General features: G+C 69.0%; 14 protein-coding genes and 1 pseudogene (1 of these 15 cut by a window edge). 13 read left to right on the top strand and 2 right to left on the bottom strand.

Going from position 1 to position 18,121, the window contains the following annotated elements:
- The first annotated feature begins 116 nt into the window (after positions 1–116).
- The 13 genes and pseudogenes from ACWPN8_RS20760 (at position 117) to ACWPN8_RS20700 (ending at position 13,408) form a co-directional block, all read left to right on the top strand.
- Positions 117–1,316, top strand: coding sequence for a deoxyguanosinetriphosphate triphosphohydrolase (locus tag ACWPN8_RS20760; RefSeq protein ID WP_109449839.1), 1,200 nt, complete (start codon positions 117–119; stop codon positions 1,314–1,316).
- A gap of 58 nt (positions 1,317–1,374) precedes the next feature.
- Positions 1,375–3,135: an arginine--tRNA ligase gene (gene argS, locus ACWPN8_RS20755; RefSeq protein ID WP_492242123.1), complete on the top strand. Its 1,761-nt coding sequence runs from the start codon at positions 1,375–1,377 to the stop codon at positions 3,133–3,135.
- Entirely contained in the window at positions 3,132–4,205 is a 1,074-nt protein-coding gene (locus tag ACWPN8_RS20750) for an SPOR domain-containing protein (RefSeq protein WP_492242122.1), read from the top strand. The genes argS and ACWPN8_RS20750 overlap by 4 nt, the downstream gene beginning before the upstream one ends.
- Positions 4,177–5,280 (top strand): beta-N-acetylhexosaminidase, encoded by a 1,104-nt coding sequence (gene nagZ, locus ACWPN8_RS20745; protein WP_492242121.1) that lies wholly within the window; start codon positions 4,177–4,179, stop codon positions 5,278–5,280. Before ACWPN8_RS20750 ends, nagZ begins: the two co-directional genes overlap by 29 nt.
- Before the next feature lie 16 nt (positions 5,281–5,296).
- Positions 5,297–5,974 carry a site-2 protease family protein gene (locus ACWPN8_RS20740; protein WP_109449843.1) on the top strand — a complete coding sequence of 226 codons (678 nt, stop codon included), beginning with the start codon at positions 5,297–5,299 and terminating at the stop codon, positions 5,972–5,974.
- A gap of 11 nt (positions 5,975–5,985) precedes the next feature.
- On the top strand, positions 5,986–6,819 hold the full coding sequence (locus ACWPN8_RS20735) for a segregation and condensation protein A (RefSeq protein WP_492242120.1): 834 nt from the start codon (positions 5,986–5,988) through the stop codon (positions 6,817–6,819).
- A complete protein-coding gene (gene scpB / locus ACWPN8_RS20730) occupies positions 6,812–7,429 on the top strand; it encodes an SMC-Scp complex subunit ScpB (protein WP_492242119.1) in 618 nt (205 codons plus the stop codon). The genes ACWPN8_RS20735 and scpB overlap by 8 nt, the downstream gene beginning before the upstream one ends.
- A gap of 161 nt (positions 7,430–7,590) precedes the next feature.
- Complete coding sequence (locus tag ACWPN8_RS20725) at positions 7,591–7,845, top strand: twin-arginine translocase TatA/TatE family subunit (RefSeq protein WP_492242118.1); 255 nt, start codon at positions 7,591–7,593, stop codon at positions 7,843–7,845.
- A 75-nt stretch (positions 7,846–7,920) separates the two neighbouring features.
- Positions 7,921–8,472, top strand: coding sequence for a Sec-independent protein translocase protein TatB (tatB, locus tag ACWPN8_RS20720; protein ID WP_492242117.1), 552 nt, complete (start codon positions 7,921–7,923; stop codon positions 8,470–8,472).
- Positions 8,473–8,487: 15 nt separating this feature from the next.
- Positions 8,488–9,276, top strand: coding sequence for a twin-arginine translocase subunit TatC (gene tatC / locus ACWPN8_RS20715; protein ID WP_492242116.1), 789 nt, complete (start codon positions 8,488–8,490; stop codon positions 9,274–9,276).
- A 184-nt stretch (positions 9,277–9,460) separates the two neighbouring features.
- A pseudogene (gene alaS, locus ACWPN8_RS20710) lies at positions 9,461–12,131 on the top strand (alanine--tRNA ligase).
- A 73-nt stretch (positions 12,132–12,204) separates the two neighbouring features.
- A complete protein-coding gene (locus tag ACWPN8_RS20705; RefSeq protein ID WP_492242115.1) occupies positions 12,205–12,537 on the top strand; it encodes a DHCW motif cupin fold protein in 333 nt (110 codons plus the stop codon).
- A 28-nt stretch (positions 12,538–12,565) separates the two neighbouring features.
- Positions 12,566–13,408 (top strand): AAA family ATPase, encoded by an 843-nt coding sequence (locus ACWPN8_RS20700; protein WP_492242114.1) that lies wholly within the window; start codon positions 12,566–12,568, stop codon positions 13,406–13,408.
- A 168-nt stretch (positions 13,409–13,576) separates the two neighbouring features.
- Here the strand turns inward: ACWPN8_RS20700 and ACWPN8_RS20695 are convergent, their stop codons facing one another.
- Positions 13,577–14,344, bottom strand: coding sequence for a phage tail protein (locus ACWPN8_RS20695; RefSeq protein ID WP_492242113.1), 768 nt, complete (start codon positions 14,342–14,344; stop codon positions 13,577–13,579).
- Between the two features lie 587 nt (positions 14,345–14,931).
- On the bottom strand, positions 14,932–18,121 hold the 3' portion of the coding sequence (locus ACWPN8_RS20690; RefSeq protein WP_492242112.1) for an AAA family ATPase. Its footprint extends 596 nt past the window's final position; the window shows 3,190 of its 3,786 coding nt (coding positions 597–3,786); its start codon lies beyond the right edge, outside the window; its stop codon occupies positions 14,932–14,934.

Genomic DNA, 18,121 nt, shown 5'->3' with positions numbered 1-18,121 from the left:
ACGTTTGCGCCAAAGCGTTGCGCATCTGGCACGCTCCGCCGCCGGCTGGCCGGGCGCCTGGGCATAGCACGCCTTCGCCGTTGCACCTGCGTTTCCCCGCCGGTAGTGTCCGCCCCATGACGGCGGACTGTTCCCACGATCGGCTGGCTCCCTATGGCTGCAACCCGGCGGACACGCGCGGGCGGCTGGTGGCGGAGCCGGAAAGCCCGACGCGCTCGTGCTTCCAGCGCGACCGCGACCGCATCGTGCATTCCGGGGCCTTCCGCCGGCTGAAGCACAAGACGCAGGTCTTCGTCTATCACGAGGGCGACTATTACCGCACCCGGCTGACCCACAGCCTGGAGGTGGCGCAGATTGCCCGCTCGATCGGCCGGACGCTGGGGCTGAACGAGGATCTGGCGGAGGCGGTGGCGCTGGCCCACGACCTTGGCCACACCCCCTTCGGCCATGCCGGGGAAGAGGCGCTGAACGCCTGCATGGAGCCGTTCGGCGGTTTCGCCCACAACGACCAGACCCTGCGCATCCTGACGCGGCTGGAGCGGCGCTATGCCGAGTTCGACGGGCTGAACCTGACCTGGGAAGCGCTGGAGGGCGTGGTCAAGCACAACGGCCCGCTGCTGCCGCTGCTGCCCGGTCACCGCCTGCCGACGACGATTGCGGCCTTCCAGGGCGAGTGGGATCTGGAACTGCACACCAATCCGGGGGCAGAAGCCCAGGTGGCGGCGCTGGCCGACGACATCGCCTACAACAACCACGACATCGACGATGGCTTGCGCGCAGGCCTGTTCACGGTGGACGAGGTGGCGGAGCTGCCGCTGGTCGGTCCGCTGGTTCGCGAGGTCTGCGACCGCTATCCGGGGCTGGAACGCTCGCGCCTGATCCACGAGACGATCCGGCGGATGATCAACGCCATGGTCGTCGATCTGGTGACGGAAACGCGGCGGCGGCTGGCGGAGCATCGGCCGGGCAGTGCGGCCGAACTGCGCGCCCTGCCGGTGGCGATGGTCAGCTTCTCCGACGGGATGCTGGAGGCACAGCGACCCTTGCGCGCCTTCCTGCGCCAGCGCATGTACCGGCACTATCGCGTGAACCGCGAGATGAGCAAGTGCAAGCGCGTGGTGCGCGCCCTGTTCCAGCTGTTCATGGACGAGCCCAACACCCTGCCGACCGAATGGCAGCGCGACATCGCCAAGAATGGGGGTGACGCCGATCTTGCGGTGCGCGCCCGTCATGTGGCCGACTATATCGCCGGCATGACCGACCGCTACGCGTTGGCCGAGCATGACCGGCTGTTCGACCTGCATGTAAAGACCTGAACCGTGAAGACCTGAGCCGTCAGGCTCCTGTGACCTCCTGAAAAGACGACCTGAGACGATGAATATTTTCAAGGCCTTCGAGACCGATATTCGCAAGCTGCTGGAAGAGCTGGCCGCCGAGGGTGCGATCCCCGCCGGGCTGGACAGCAGCCGTCTGACGGTCGAGCCGCCGCGCGAGGCCTCGCATGGCGACCTGTCCACCAACGCCGCGATGATCCTGGCGAAGCCGGCGAAGATGGCGCCGCGCGCCCTGGCGGAGCTGCTGGTCGCCAAGCTGAAGGGCCGCGCCGACGTGGCGTCGGTCGAGATCGCCGGTCCGGGCTTCGTCAACCTGCGCCTGACGCCGGACGTCTGGCGTGACCGCATCCGCGACGTGCTGACCGCCGGCACCGCCTATGGCGACAGCGAGCTGGGAGCCGGGACTCCGGTCAATGTGGAGTATGTGTCGGCCAACCCGACCGGCCCGCTGCATGCCGCCCATGGCCGCGGCGCCGTGTTCGGCGACGCGCTGGCAGCACTGCTGCAGAAGGCCGGCTATGCCGTCACCCGCGAATACTACATCAACGATGCCGGCGCGCAGGTCGACGTGCTGGGCCGCTCCACCTTCATCCGCTACCGCGAGGTGCTGGGCGAGCAGGTCGGCGAGATCCCGGCCGGCCTCTATCCCGGCGAGTACCTGAAGGAGGTCGGCCAGGCGCTGGCCGAGCGCGACGGCAACCGCTGGGTCGGCACCGACGAGTCCGAATGGCTGCCGGCCTGCCGCGACTTCGCCATCGGCATGATCATGGGCTGGATCCGCGAGGATCTGGGCGCCCTTGGCGTCACGATGGACGTCTACAGCAGCGAGCGCGCCCTGGTGACGGCGGGGGCCGTCCAGACGGCGCTGGCGGCGCTGGAGGAACGCGGTCTGATCTACACCGGCGTGCTGGAGCCGCCGAAGGGCAAGAAGCCCGACGATTGGGAGCCGCGCCCGCAGACCCTGTTCAAGTCCAGCGACTTCGGCGACGACGTCGACCGGCCGCTGAAGAAGTCCGACGGCTCCTTCACCTATTTCGCCAACGACATCGCCTATCACTACGACAAGTACCGGCGCGGTGCCGCGTCGCTGATCGACGTGCTGGGCGCCGACCATGGCGGCTACGTCAAGCGCATGCAGGCGGCGACGCGGGCGATTTCCGGCGGCGAGGCCGCACTGGACGTGAAGCTGTGCCAGCTGGTGCATCTGATGCAGAACGGCCAGCCGGTGAAGATGTCCAAGCGCGCCGGCACCTTCGTGACGCTGCGCGACGTCATTGATCAGGTCGGCCGGGATGTCGTCCGCTTCATCATGCTGACCCGCCGCAACGACCAGACGCTGGACTTCGACTTCGCCAAGGTGACGGAGCAGTCGAAGGACAACCCGGTCTTCTACGTGCAGTACGCCCACGCCCGCTGCCGCTCGGTGCTGCGCCATGCCGCGACCGCCCTGCCGCAGCTGGACCAGACGCCGGCCTCGCTCGCCGCCGCGGCCAACCTCGCCCGGCTGGACAGCGAAGAGGAGATGGCCCTCGCCAAGCGTATGGCCACCTGGCCGCGCGTGGTCGAGGCGGCGGCCGAAGCGCATGAGCCGCACCGCATCGCCTTCTTCCTCTACGACCTCGCCAGCGACTTCCACGCTCTGTGGAACCGGGGCCGCGACGATGCCTCGCTGCGCTTCCTGATCGAGGGCGATGCGGAGCTGACGACGGCCCGTCTGGCGCTGATCGCCGCGGTGGCGACGGTCATCGCCTCGGGCCTGTCGGTGATGGGCGTGGAACCGGTGGAGGAATTGCGTTCATGAAGTACGACGGCGACGTCAACTACGCGGCCAATCCCTATGGGATGCCGCCCCGACAGTCCGCGAACAGGCGCGGGCTGCTGGCGCTCGGCTTCGCCGTGGTCGGCGTCGTGACGTTCGCCGGTGCGGCGGTGGTCGGGCTGCGCGGCCCGTCGCGGCTGTCCGGCGACGGGCCGCCGCTGCTGACCGCGGAAGCCGTCCCGTCCAAGGCCCGTCCCGACCAGCCGGGCGGGATGGAGGTGCCGCACCAGGACATCCTGGCCTATGAGCGGCTGCGCGACCATGACGGCGGCCGCGGCAATCAGGTGGAGCGGCTGCTGCCGCCGCCGGAGGTGCCGCTGCCGCGTCCGGTGGTGACGCCGCAGATGCCGGCCGTGGTGCCGCTGCCCTCGGTGCCGTCGGTGGCCCAGCTGCCGCCGGGCTCCACCGCCACCGTCCCGCGCGACAGCGTCGCCGCGGCTGTCGCGGCGGCTGCTCCGCTGGCAGCGCCGGAACCGGTGCCGGCTCTGCCCGCCGCCACGCCGACGGCGGCCGTTCCGGCCCTGGCGGTGCAGGCCCCGGCTGCCCAGACTCCGCCCAGCGTCGCCGCCAAGCCGCAACAGGCCCCGGCCAAGCCGGCCCCCGCTCCGCAGCAGCAGGTCGCGTCGGTCGCCAAGCCTCCGGCGCCGCCGGCAGCAGCGCCGGCCCAGCAGAACGCCGCTCCGTCGATGGGGCAGCTGATCGCCAAGCTGGAAGCCGCGTCCCTGCCGGCCGCTCCGGCCAAGGCCGCTCCCCAGCCGGCGAAGCCCGCTCCCGCAACCGCCTCCGCTCCTGCGGCCGGCGGCGGCAGCGGCTGGCGTGTCCAGCTGGCGTCGGTGCGCAGCGAGGGCGAGGCCGCGGCCGAATGGCGCCGCCTTGCCGGCCGTCACCCCGACGCGCTCGGCGGGTTGTCGATGCAGGTCGCCAAGGTCGATCTGGGCGAGAAGGGCATCTTCTATCGGGTGCAGGGCGCCGGCGCCGACGAGGCGCGGGCCAAGTCGGCCTGCGCCCAGCTGCGCGCGCAAAATGTGGGGTGTGTGGTTGTCCGTCCCTGATTTTTCCGGCCCTGATTCTTTGGGTTCCGATTCGGTGAGTTCCATCCAGGTCTCCCACCCGCGCGCGGTCGTCTTCGGCTGCGCCGGGCTGGAGGTGACGGCCGACGAGGCCGCCTTCTTCCGCGATGCCGATCCGCTCGGCTTCATCCTGTTCCGCCGCAATTGCGACAGCCGCCACCAGATGCGCCGGCTGGTCGACGATCTGCGCGCCAGCGTCGGCCGGGCGGACGCCCCGGTCCTGATCGACCAGGAGGGTGGCCGGGTCGCCCGCATGCGCCCGCCGCACTGGCCGGCCCATCCGCCGATGGGCGTGATCGGCGCGCTTGGCGAACGCGATGCCGCCGCCGGGCATGAAGCAGCCTGGATCAACGGCCGGCTGCTCGCCCATATGCTGACGGAGGTCGGCATCACGGTGGATTGCGCGCCGGTCTGCGACGTTCCGGTGGAGGGCGCACACGACATCATCGGCGACCGTGCCTTCTCGCGCGACCCGGCCTTGGTGATCGACCTCGCCCGCGCCACCGCCAATGGGCTGCTGGCCGGCGGCGTGCTGCCGGTGATCAAGCACATCCCCGGCCATGGCCGCGCCTTCACCGACAGCCATGCCGAGCTGCCGGTGGTCGAGGCCGGCCGCGCGGCGCTGGAGGCCACCGACTTCGCCCCCTTCCGCGCGCTGGCCGACCTGCCGCTGGCGATGGTGGCCCATGTGGTGCTGAAGGCCATCGACCCGACCGCCCCGGCCAGCACCTCGGCCATCGTGGTGCGCGAAGTGGTGCGCGGGCCGTCCATCGGTTTCGCCGGCCTGCTGTTCAGCGACGATTTGTCGATGAACGCGTTGCGGGGCGACCCGAGGACGCGGGCCGAAGCGGTGCTGGCGGCCGGCATGGATGTCGTGCTCCACTGCAACGGCGATCTGGCCGAGATGCGGTCGATCCTCGGCGCCGTTCCGCTCTTGAGCGGGGTGGCGGCGGAGCGCTGGGCGCGGGCGGACGCGATGCGCCATGCGCCGGAGGCGGCGGACATCGCTGCATTGACCAACCGGCTGGCCGAGCTTCTCGGCACGGCTGAGACCTGACGGACGGGAGCGGACGATGGAGGAATGGATCTTCCAGGTGACGGCCGTGGCCCTGCCGGCCATCCTCGCCATCACACTGCACGAGGCGGCGCACGGCTTCGTCGCCTGGCGGCTGGGTGACGACACCGCCTATCGGCTGGGGCGCGTCACCTTCAACCCGATCCGCCACATCGACCCGTTCGGCACCGTGCTGCTGCCGGCGCTGATGTATTTCACCACCGGCTTCGTCTTCGGCTGGGCCAAGCCGGTGCCGGTCAATTTCGCCCGGCTGGACCATCCGCGCCGCGACATGGTGTGGGTGGCGCTGGCCGGTCCGGGGACCAACTTCCTGCTGGCGGTGGCGTCGGCGGTGATCTGGCGGCTGGTCAATCCCGAGAACAGCTATATCGAGCTGTGGATCCGCTCCGCCGCCGAGGTCTCGGTGCTGGTCAACGTCATCCTGATGGTGTTCAACCTGATCCCGCTGCCGCCGCTGGACGGCGGGCGCGTCGCGGTCGGCATCCTGCCCGATTTCCTGGCGGTGCCGCTGGCGAAGCTGGAGCGCGTCGGTCTGCTGATCCTGATGGCGGCCTTCTTCCTGCTGCCGATGCTGGGGCGCCAGATCGGCATGGACCTCAGCGTCATGCATTGGGTGCTGGGTCCGCCCGTCGATGCGGTGATCGATTTCATCCGCGTCCTGACCGGCAACGACTGATAGGGTAATCGATGGCCGATCTGCTGGCCGGGCGTGAGGCCGACACCTCAGCAATCGCGGAGGGGTCGGCATCCGAACAGCTGTTGCTGGTTCTGGACGGCTTCGAGGGGCCGCTCGACATGCTGCTGGCGCTGGGGCGCGACCAGAAGGTCGACCTGACGCGCATCTCGATCCTGGAACTGGCCGACCAGTATCTCCGCTTCGTGGCGGAGGCGCGGAAGGTGAGGCTGGAGCTGGCCGCCGACTATCTGGTGATGGCGGCATGGCTGGCCTACCTGAAGTCGCGGCTGCTGCTGCCCGAGCCGGAGGGGGAGGAACCGTCCGGCGAGGACATGGCCGCCGCACTCGCCTTCCAGCTCCAGCGGCTGGAGGCGATGAAGGGCGTCGCCGAAAAGCTGTTTGCCCGTCCACGGCTGGGCATCGAAATCCATCCGCGAGGCGCGCCGGAGGATTTGGATCTGCGCCGCAAGTCGGTCTACGAGGTCACGCTGTTCGACCTGCTGCGCGCCTATGGCCAGCAGCGCGCCCGCAAGGAATCCGGCGTCCTGCACATCGCCCCGGTCCGCCTCTATTCGATGGAGGAGGCGGTGCGGCGCCTGTCATCCCTGCTCGGCCGCATGCCGGACTGGGCGACGCTGGCAAGCTTCCTGCCGGGCGGCGAGGGCGGCGGCGGGCTGCTGACCCGTTCGGCGCTCGCCGCACATTTCGCCGCCACGCTGGAGCTGGCCAAGGCCGGCCGGGTCGAACTGCGCCAGGAGGGCGCCTTCGCCCCGCTCTATGTCCGCGGGCGGGCGGCCGGTTCCCAGGACGGCGACATTTCGGAAGAAGCGCAATCGCATGATTAAGGAAGTCACCGACGCCCAGGAGGCGGAGGCCCACATCGGCAAGCTGCGCCTGTTGGAAGCCCTGCTGTTCGCCTCAAGCGAGCCGCTGGACGAGGAGACGCTGGCCGGCCGCATCGGGCCGGAGGTCGGCCTGCTGCTGGAGGAACTGCGCGCCCATTACGCCCCGCGCGGCGTCACCCTGGTGTGCACCGGCGGCGGCTGGGCCTTCCGCACCGCGGTCGATCTGGCGCCGGAGCTGCGGCGCGAGGAGGAGGTGTCGCGCAAGCTGTCCCGCGCCGCCATCGAGACGCTGGCGATCATTGCCTACCACCAGCCGGTGACCCGCGGCGAGATCGAATCCATCCGCGGTGTCGCGACCAGCAAGGGCACGCTGGACCTGCTGATGGAGCATGGCTGGATCCGGCCGGGCAAGCGGCGGGAGACGCCGGGCCGGCCGCTGACCTGGATCACCACCGACCATTTCCTCGATCATTTCGGGCTGGAGAGCTTGCGTGACCTGCCCAGCGTCGACGAGTTGCGCGCCGCCGGCCTGCTCGACAGCCGTCCGGTGCTGCTGGGTCTGGGGGCGACGGCCGACGACAGTGCCCTGGACACGGGCGACGAGACGTAAGCCGCAGGCGACCGCTTGGTTTTTCTCCGGCACCTGAGCGAATTCCCGTGAAACCTCAATGACAACCGGTTAAGGATGGTGGGGGCAACGTTGCGGCACCCCGGCCTTTCTGCCATAGTGCCGGCCCGCCGCAAAGGCCGTTCAAACGTGATAGGCGCGCCATGGGTTCTTTCAGCATCTGGCACTGGATCATCGTTCTTCTGATCGTTCTTCTGCTGTTCGGCGCCGGTAAGTTGCCGAAGGTGATGGGCGATCTCGCCAAGGGCGTGAAGTCCTTCAAGGCGGGGCTGCAGGACGACAGCGACGATGCAACTCCGGGCACCAACGCCAAGACCATCCCGAACCAGCCCGCCCCGAACCAGCCGGCCAACACGGCCGAAGCCGTGGCCAAGAAGGACGAGGCGGTCCGCAGCTGACCGGCAGGCGCGCGGCCGTCTCTTCCCGAGCGCCGCACGCCATCCTGCCCACCGCATTCGTGAAGCCGGAAGAACATGTTCGACATCGCTTGGTCCGAACTGATGGTGATCGCCGTCATCGCCCTTGTGGTCATTGGACCCAAGGATCTGCCCAAGGCGATCTTCACGCTCGGCAAATGGGTGCGCAAGGCGCGGGTCGTCGCCCGCGAATTCCAGACCCACATCGACGACATGATGCGGGAAACCGAGTTGGACGAGCTTCGCAAGGAAGCGCTGAAGACCCGCGACCTGAACATCAAGAAGATGATGGAGGACACCATCGACCCGAAGGGGGAGGTGGGCAAGGCCTTCGACGCCAAGGAATTCGACACGGGTCTGAACGGCCATGCCGGCAGCACGCCGGAACCGGACCTGCCGCAGGCGCCGACCCCGGTTCCATCCCCGGCTGCTCCGGCCGTGACGGACAGCGTGGGGCCGGCCGGCGCGCCATCCCCGATCACAACGTCGCCGATCACGATCGCTCCGATCGCCACCGAATCCGCTCCGCCGGCCCCGGTGCCGCAGCCCGCTCCGGCCCCGCGGCCGGACGCCGTGGCCGCAGCCCAGCCGACCGACAAGCAGACCTGAAGACAAAGACGGCCCATGACCGGCGATACGCAGCAGGACGAACTCGAAGACAGCAAGATGCCGCTGATCGATCATCTGATCGAGCTGCGGAACCGGCTGATGTGGGCAATCGGCGCAATCCTGATCGCCTTCCTGCTGTGCTATGCGGTGTCGGACAAGATCTACAATTTCCTGGTCCAGCCGCTGGCCGACATCCTGGCGGGGCAGGGGCGCCGGATGATCTACACCGGCCTGACCGAAGCCTTCTTCACCTATGTGAAGGTGGCGTTCTGGGCCGGCTGCTTCATCTCCTTCCCGGTGATCGCCAGCCAGATCTGGATGTTCGTGGCGCCCGGCCTCTACAAGCATGAGCGCAAGGCGTTCCTGCCCTTCCTGATCGCCACCCCGGTGATGTTTCTGACCGGCGCCGGCATCGTCTATTACTTCATCTTCCCGATGGCCTGGCGCTTCTTCCTGGGCTTCGAGTTCCACCCGGACGGCAGCAACGCCCTGCCCATCGAGTTCGAGGCGCGCGTCGGCGAATACCTGCATCTGGTGATGTCGCTGATCTTCGCCTTCGGCATCGCCTTCCAACTGCCGGTGCTGCTGACCCTGCTGGTCCGCGTCGGCATCATCAGCACCGACGCCCTGGCGTCCAAGCGGCGCTACGCCATCGTCGGCGCCTTCATCGCCGCCGCCGTGCTGACCCCGCCCGACGTCATCAGCCAGGTCAGCCTGGCGCTGCCGCTGATCGCGCTCTACGAGATCGCGATCATCATCGGGCGCCGGATCGAAAAGGTACGGGCCGCCGCGGAAGCCGAGTGACCGGCGGCAACGCGCCCGCAGCATTTTGCCAGTGGCTGCATGCAGTGGCGATTCGCCACTGGCAAATTACCTGCCTTGACCTAGGGTAATAATCCGTCCGTCATGGACATGCCGCCATTCTCGCGCTAAAAGCACGGTTCGGCCAACAAAAGGGCCTCAGCCGCGCACCCGGAGCCTTGACCGTATGCAGACCGCCAACGACATCCGTCGCACGTTCCTGGATTTCTTCGCCAAGCAGGGCCATCAGAAGGTCGATTCGTCGCCGCTCGTGCCGCGCAACGACCCGACGCTGATGTTCACCAACGCCGGCATGGTCCAGTTCAAGAACGTCTTCACCGGTGCCGAGACGCGGCCTTACCGGCGCGCGGCCACCTCGCAGAAATGCGTGCGCGCCGGCGGCAAGCACAACGACCTCGACAACGTCGGCTACACCGCGCGGCACCATACCTTCTTCGAGATGCTGGGCAACTTCTCCTTCGGCGATTATTTCAAGGACGACGCCATCGCGTTCGCCTGGAACCTGATCACCAAGGAATACGGGCTGCCGGCCGACAAGCTGCTGGTGACGGTCCACACCTCCGACGAGGATGCGGCGGGCATCTGGCGCAAGGTCGCCGGCCTGTCGGACGACCGCATCATCCGCATCCCGACCGACGACAATTTCTGGCGCATGGGCGACACCGGCCCCTGCGGTCCCTGCTCGGAGATCTTCTTCGACCATGGCCCGTCGATTGCCGGTGGCCCGCCGGGCAGCCCGGATCAGGACGGCGACCGCTTCATCGAGATCTGGAACCTCGTGTTCATGCAGTATGAACAGCTGGGTCCGGACAATCTGGTGGCGCTGCCCAAGCCGTCCATCGACACCGGCATGGGGCTGGAGCGTCTGGCCGCCGTCCTGCAGGGCAAGCACGACAATTACGACATCGACCTGATGCGGGCGCTGATCATGGCGTCGGCGGAAGCGACCAAGACTTCGCCGGACGGCGCGCATGCCGTGTCGCACCGCGTCATCGCCGACCATCTGCGCTCGACCTCCTTCCTGATCGCCGACGGCGTGCTGCCGTCGAACGAAGGCCGCGGCTATGTGCTGCGCCGCATCATGCGCCGCGCCATGCGCCACGCCCACATGATCGGCGCGCGCGAGCCGCTGATGCACCGTCTGGTCCCGGCGCTGATCCAGCAGATGGGCGATGCCTATCCGGAGCTGAACCGCGCCCGCGCGCTGATCGTCGAGACGCTGAAGCTGGAAGAGACCCGCTTCAAGCAGACGCTGGAACGCGGCCTGCGCCTGCTGGAGGATGAGGTCGGCCATCTGGGCGAAGGCCAGCCGCTGGCCGGTGACGTCGCCTTCAAGCTGTACGACACCTATGGCTTCCCGCTCGACCTGACCCAGGACGTGCTGCGCGGCCAGGGCCGCGGCGTCGACGAGGCCGGCTTCAAGGCGGCGATGGACGAGCAGCGCCGCAAGGCCCGCGAGTCCTGGGCCGGCTCGGGCGAGGTCGGCACCGAGAAGCTGTGGTACGAGATCAAGGACGAGCTGGGCGCCACCGAGTTCTTCGGCTACGACACCGAAGTCGCCGAAGGCAAGGTGACCGCCCTTATCAAGGGCGACGCCCGCGTCGAGGCCGCCAATCTCGGCGATCAGGTGCTGGTCGTCGTCAACCAGAACTCCCTTCTACGGCGAATCGGGCGGTCAGGTCGGCGATGCCGGCGTGATTTTCTCCGCCGGCGGGGCCGAGGTCGCGGTGTCCGACACGCTGAAGAAGCTGGGCGCCGTGTGGGCCCATATCGGCACGGTCACCAAGGGCACGCTCAAGGTCGGCGATGTGGTCGAACTGCGCGTGGACACCGAGCGCCGCTCCGCCATCCGCGCCAACCACTCCGCCACCCACCTGCTGCACGAGGCGCTGCGCCATCGCCTGGGCGACCATGTCACCCAGAAGGGCTCGCTGGTGGCACCCGAGCGTCTGCGCTTCGACATCAGCCAGCCGACCGGCCTGAGCGGTGCCGACATCGCCGCCATCGAGGACGAGGTGAACCGCCGCGTGCTCGCCAACAGCGAGGTCATCACCCGCCTGATGTCCCCGGACGAGGCCCGCGCCCAGGGCGCCATGGCGCTGTTCGGCGAGAAGTACGGCGATGAGGTCCGCGTCGTCTCGATGGGCGGGCCGCATGGCGAGCAGGACCGCGACTACTCCATTGAGCTGTGCGGTGGCACCCATGTCCGCCGCACCGGCGACATCGGCGTGTTCAAGATCGTCTCCGAAGGCGCCGTCGCCGCCGGCGTCCGCCGCATCGAGGCGCTGACCGGCACCGGCGCCAAGGCGTGGCTGTCCGAGCGCGACCATCTGCTGACCGAGGCGGCGAGCGTCCTCAAGGTCAAGCCCGACGAGGTCCCGACACGCGTGGCGGCCCTGGTCGAGGAACGCCGCAAGATGGAGCGCGAACTGGCCGACCTGCGCCGCCAGGTTGCCATGGGAGGCGGCGCCAAGGCCGACGGCGGCAACGAGGCCAAGGATGTGGCCGGCGTCAAGGTTGCCGCCCGCGTGGTCGAAGGCCTGCCGGCCAAGGACCTCAAGCCGATGGCCGACGAGTTGAAGAAGCAGGTCGGCTCGGGCGTCGTCGTGCTGATCGCGTCCAACGAGGGCAAGGCCTCCATCGTCATCGGCGTGACCGACGACCTGACCGCGACGCTCAGCGCCGTCGATCTGGTCCGTGTCGGTGCCGAGGCGCTGGGCGGCAAGGGTGGCGGCGGCCGGCCGGACATGGCGCAGGCCGGTGGCCCCGATGCCTCGCTGGCCCCGGCGGCCATCGAAGCCATCGAAAAGGCGATTGCGGCCAGGAAAGCTTCCTGATCCCATCGACACCCGGCCCCCGGTTCGCTCCGGGGGCCGTTTTTCTGTTGGTGCCGTCTTCAAAGGTCCGGCGATGGAACTTCCGACTCTTCCCTTCACCGTGACCGACTGGTCAGCCGTTCCCGTCACCGAACATCCGGGCGAGACCGGGCTTGCCCGCTGGCGCAGCTTCCATTCCGGGGATCTGCGGGTTCGGCTGGTCGAATACACGCCGGGCTATCTGGCCGACCATTGGTGCGACCGCGGCCATGTGCTGTTCGTGGTCAGCGGTGAGCTGATCACCGAGCTGAAGGATGGCCGCCGCTTCGTCCTGACCGCGGGCATGAGCTATCAGGTGTCCGATTTCGGCGACCATCCGCACCGCTCCTCGACCGAAATCGGCGCCACCCTGTTTATCGTGGACTGAAACGTCTTCGCTTGAGGGAGCCTAATCCATGCGCTTCACCGGTACCGACCGCTATGTCGCCACCGACGATCTGATGGTGGCGGTCAACGCCGCCATAACACTGGAGCGGCCGCTTCTGGTGAAGGGCGAGCCGGGCACCGGCAAGACGGTGCTGGCGGTGGAGATCGCCCGCGCACTGAACAAGCCGCTGCTGTCCTGGCACGTCAAGTCGACGACCAAGGCGCAGCAGGGCCTCTATGAATACGACGCGGTCAGCCGCCTGCGCGACAGCCAGCTGGGCGAGGCGAAGGTTCATGACATCGCCAACTACATCGTCCGCGGCAAGCTGTGGGAAGCCTTCGAGGCGCCGGAGCCTCCGGTCCTGCTGATCGACGAGATCGACAAGGCCGACATCGAGTTCCCCAACGACCTGCTGCTGGAACTCGACCGCATGGAGTTCCACGTCTACGAGACCCGGCAGACGATCAAGGCGGCCAAGCGCCCCATCGTCATCGTCACCTCCAACAACGAGAAGGAGCTGCCGGACGCCTTCCTGCGCCGCTGCTTCTTCCACTATATCCGCTTCCCCGAGCGCGAGACGATGGAGCGCATCGTCGAGGTCCATTATCCCGGCCTGAAGGCGGCCCTGCTGCGCGAGGCGCTGAATCTCTTCTATGACCTGCGCGAGGTTCCAGGGTTGAAGAAAAAGCCTTCCACCTCGGAGCTGCTGGACTGGATCAAGCTGCTGATGGTCGAGGATGTCGATCCGGATACCCTGCGCGCCAAGGACGCCCGCACGCTGATCCCGCCGCTGTGCGGCGCACTGCTGAAGAACGAGCAGGACGTTCACACGCTGGAGCGGCTTGCATTCCTGGCGAAGCGAGGGCGCTGACCGGGACCTTCGAAATTCGACTGCCCTTCCCGATCGCCGACGCACCGCAGGAAATGCCGGATCCCGTCGCCCTCAAGGAAGACTTCGGCCGCAAGTCAATGATCGAATCCCGCAATCCCTGGGACGATGCCCTGCCCATTCCTTCGGGCAGGGCATGTCGGGGATCCGTTACGGGCGGTTCGGGTACAGGCCGTTGGCGACGATGCAGACGGTTTGTCCGATCGCCGGCGATTGGGTGCTGACCTTCTGGGTCGCACCGGCTGCGGCGGGGGCGACCGTCACCGTGCCGCCGGTGATGCCGGTGTTGGGAACCGTGATGGAGCCGCTGGCCGTGCCCGCCACTTTGGCGCCGGTGCCAGGTCCGGTGGTGTTGTACGGCCCCGTCAGCGTGATGCCACTGCCGCCATCGTCCAAGACGGTGCCGCCGAGATAGACGGTGCCCGAGGTCGGGGCCGACACCGGGGTGCCGCCGGTTGTGATGGGCAGGCTGACGGTGCCGGTGAAGGGAACGGTGGTCGAGCCCCCCGACCCGCCGCCGGTGCCGGTGAAGGTTGCGGTGTGGGTGTGCGGTTGCAGCGGGACCTGCGCCGCCGACAGCAGTAGCTCCTGCTGGCCGATCTTGGCGCCGATGGGAACGTTCACCAAGCCGGGGCCGGTGCCGGAACCGATTGCGGCGCGGCCGCGCAGGTCCGGAATACCGAAGGTATTGGCGTTGTCGCCGCCGTAGCGGAAGCCGACCAGCGCGAACAGCGCCTGATACTCACGGATCGCCAATGTCCGGCCATCGGCAGGGATGTAGTTGCGAGGGCACCAGTCGAATGCAAAGGTGCAGATCGTGCCGATGTATGACTCGTCGTTGCAGGCGGCGGCGGGCGTGCTGAACAGTGCCATTCCGCTTGTCATCGCAAAGGCGGCGTAGAGGAGAGTCTTGCGCATAAGGAGCCCCCGATGGCTGGGTTGTTCTGGATATCGGTACAAGGGTAAAATACGATCAAACGATCCTTATTTTATGGACTTATCTTATCATGTATCGCGATGGTGGTAAAAAGACATTTTAATGCAAATTTTTACACAATCGAACCGCTTCGCCATCGGGCTGACCTTTGCACGCAAAGACTGTGATTCCGAAGGCTGGGATCCGCATTCCCGGCATTGAGCTTCAACTCATCGCGCATCGGCGGGAAACCCAGGTGCCGATAGCCGAATTGGAGCTGCTCAGCCGCCAATCGCCACAGAACGGGGTGGGACAGATGTCTTGTCCACAGACCCCGTCCGCACCCCGAGAGCGGACGCGGGCCGAGGAGCGGTCCATGCCAAGAATAACGGAATCTCGCCGCGCGCACATTTCCATGCACCGCCTGTGCATGGATGACGACGGCATCGGCAAAGCCGTTATCTCGACAACCGGGCTGAAGCCTCGCGCGAACCGACCCGCCCACTGGGCGACGGATGAAGCGCTTCAAATCACCGCGTCGAGGGGAAGGGGACGCCGAAGGGAGGGACGACGCTGCGACCACTCCGCCTTAAACCCCCTCCACCTCCTCAATCGCCAATCCCAGCGCCACTCCCGCCACCGACTGCACCGTCACCCGGCTGCGCCCGCCGCCCAGCGGCACCACGCGGATCTGCGTGCCGATGCGCTCGACCATCGCCGGCACGTGGCTGATGACGCCGACCTGACGCCCGCCGGCCTGCAAGGCTTCCAGGCAGGACAGCGCCACGTCCAGGCTGTCGGGATCCAGCGTGCCGAACCCCTCGTCGATGAACAGCGTGCCGATCCCGCCGGCAGTGCCCGCCGCCATCGCCGAAAGCCCGAGCGCCAGGGCCAGCGACACCAGGAACAGCTCGCCGCCCGACAGGCTGTGGACGCCGCGCCGCTCGTCGCCCATCTCGCGGTCGACCACCTGGATTTCCAGATCGGCCCCGGTCACCCGTTCCAGCCGATAGCGGCGGGCGAGATCCTCCAGATGCCGATTGGCATGGGTCAGCAGCAGGTCCAGGCTCAGGCTCTGGGCGAAGTTGCGCATCTTCTGTCCGGTCGACGAACCGATCAGCTGCGCCATCTTGCCCCACAGTGCGGAACGCGCCTGCTGCGCCTCGATAGCCGCCATCAGCCCGGTCAGCCGCTGCCGATTGGCATCGTCCGCCTCCAGCCGGCCGCGGGCCGAGCCCAGCCGGTCGCGGTCGCGCTCCAGCACCGCATGGATGCTCTCCGCCGCAGCCCCGGATTCCTCGACGCTCTGTGCCGGACGACCCGCGGCATGGTGGTCGCCGCGCTGACGCCGCCGCTCGGCGACCACCAGAGCGGCATCGCCGCGCGCCCGTTCCAGCACCGCCAGCGCCAGCTCTTCCGCCTCCAGCTCGCTTTCGGGCGCAGCCAGCAGCCGGCGGACCTCGTCCAGCCCGACCCTGCGCTCGGCGACCGCGCGGCCCAGCCGCTCGCCGGCGGTCCGGGCCTTGTCGGCGCAGCGTCTCGCCGCCTCGCCGCGGGTTTCCCGCTCCTGCTCCGCGGCCGACAGTCGGGCGATGGCGTCCTGCCGGGCGAACGTGGCCTTCTCGACCAGGGCTTCGGCTTCATGCTTCCGTGCGGCCAGTGCCGTCCGCACCTCCGACACCGGCCGTCCGCCCAGCACCGCGCCGCGCGCCGTCCGGGCCTCGGCCAGCCGCCCGGCGAGATCACCTGCGCGATTGCGCGCCTCATCCTCTGCCCGCTGCGCAGCCTCGAGTTCGGCGCTCTGCACCGCCCGTTCGCCGCTCGCGCGCTCGACCTCGCGGGCGGCACGGGCCAGCCCGTCGCTCTTCTCGCGATGGTCGCTCACCCGCCTTGCCAAAGCGGCCCGGTAGTCCTCCGGGGCCTGCTCCAGCAGTGCCTGCCACCCGGCCTCTCCCGCCAGGCCGTCAGCCAGCTCGGCCAGCGCGGAGTCCCGGTCGGCCTCCGCCCGCTCCAGCGCCGCCGCCGCCAGGGCCAGGGCCTGCCGGCCGTCGGCCAGCCGCTGCCGGGTCGCCTCGCACTCGCTTGCCAGACCGGCCGCCGCGGTTTCCAGCCGCCGATGCTCCAGCTGCGCCGCATCCAGCCGCCGGCGATGGTCGAGCGCCCGCTCCTCATCCTGCGCGATGGCGGCCATCCGGCGGTCCACCGCCTCAACTTGCCCGCGGATGTCCGTGTGGATGTCCGTGTGTGTTTCGGTGAGCGCTCCGCCTCCGGTGTCCCAATCGATGGCCGACGCCTGTGCTGTCCAGCGCGCTTCAAGCCCGTCGGCCTCCTGCGCCATTGCCGCCAGCCGCGCGGTCAGCGCCTCGGCCCCCTTGCGCGCCGCCAGTTCCGCCGCTTCCAGTGCCGCATGCCGGGCCACCGTCGCGGCCAGGGCCTCGCGCAATCCGGCGAGATGCGCTTCCTGATCCCGCGTCACCCGGCCCAGCGGAGTCGCCCCGTCGCCCGCCCAGGGATGATCCGCCGATCCGCAGACCGGGCAGGGCTCACCGTCGACCAGCCGGCCGCGCAGGCTTTCGACATCCTCGCGCTGGGCCAGCAACAGCCGTTGCAGGGTACGCTCCGCCTCCATCACCGCGGCCTGCCGTCCGGCCCGGCTTTCGGCAAGCTCCCGCGCCGCCGTTCCGTCGCGCTCCGCCTCGCCCAGCAGCCGCAGCCGCTCTCCGTCCGCGGCGGTGCGCTCGGCTTCCAGCCGTTGCCGCGCCTCTCCGGTAGCCAACAGGGCCAGCAGCCCGTCACGGCGGCGTCCGGCCTCCGACCGCGCCTGTCGCGCCTCTTCCAGCGACGGCACCGCCGTGCCGCGCAAGCTGTCCAGCGCCTGTTCGGACGAGCGGCACCGCTCGCGCGCCTCGGCCAGCCGCCCTTCCACGGTGCGTGCCGCGGCTTCGGTCGCCGCAAGCTCCCGCTCCAGCCGTTGTCGCTCCTGCGCGGCAGCCTTTCCGCTCCGTCCGTCGGCGACGATGCGCGCCAGCAGCCGGTCCCACCGCTCCCACTGCCCGGCCACCGCCGCGAAGCCAGCCTGCTCGCGCAGCCAGATCTCCAGCCTTGCGGCATCGCTGCGGGCCGAGGACAGGGTGGCGTCGATGTCCTGCATGGCCTTCCGCAGCGCGATGCTGCGCTGGACCGCGATTTTCGCCGCCGCGTCGGCGGTCCCCTGCTCGCCGGTCAGGGTTGCGATCCGTCCATCAAGGTCGGCCGCGCGGTCAAGCTCGGGCTCGGCCCTGGCCTGCTCGGCACAGGCCGCCTCGAAGCGCCGCCGGGCCTCGCCATGGCGGCCGGTCGCCTCATCCACCGCCAGCCGTGCCGCGGCCAGGCCCGTCTCCGCCCGCTCGACCGCCGCCGCGGCCTCCGCCGCCTCGTCGCGCGCGCGGTCGGCGTCCGCCAGCACCGGCCGCAGCGGCTGCAACCCGCGCAGCGCGAGAGCGGCGTCGCGCCGCTCCTCCGCGCCGCTCCACGCGCGCTCCGCCGCGTCTGCGGCCTCGACCGCCTTGCTTTCCGCCGCCGCGAGCTGGCGGTCGCGCTCATGCCAGGCCAGCGCCGCCTGGGCGAGCGCCAACGCCTGCTCGCCGCTCCGCACCGCCTCCGCCGCCTCGCCGGCCTCGGCTTGCAGGGCGGTCCGGTCGTCATCGCTCAGCACCCCGATGCCGCCGCCCTGCGCCACCAGCCTGTCGAGCGCCTGCTTCTCCGCAGTCGTCCGCTCATGCGCCGCAATCGACAGGCGC

The sequence above is a fragment of the Azospirillum sp. UENF 112521 genome (assembly GCF_058780665.1).
Note: the sequence above shows the minus strand (reverse complement) of the source record. Positions and strands in the feature narration are given on the sequence as shown.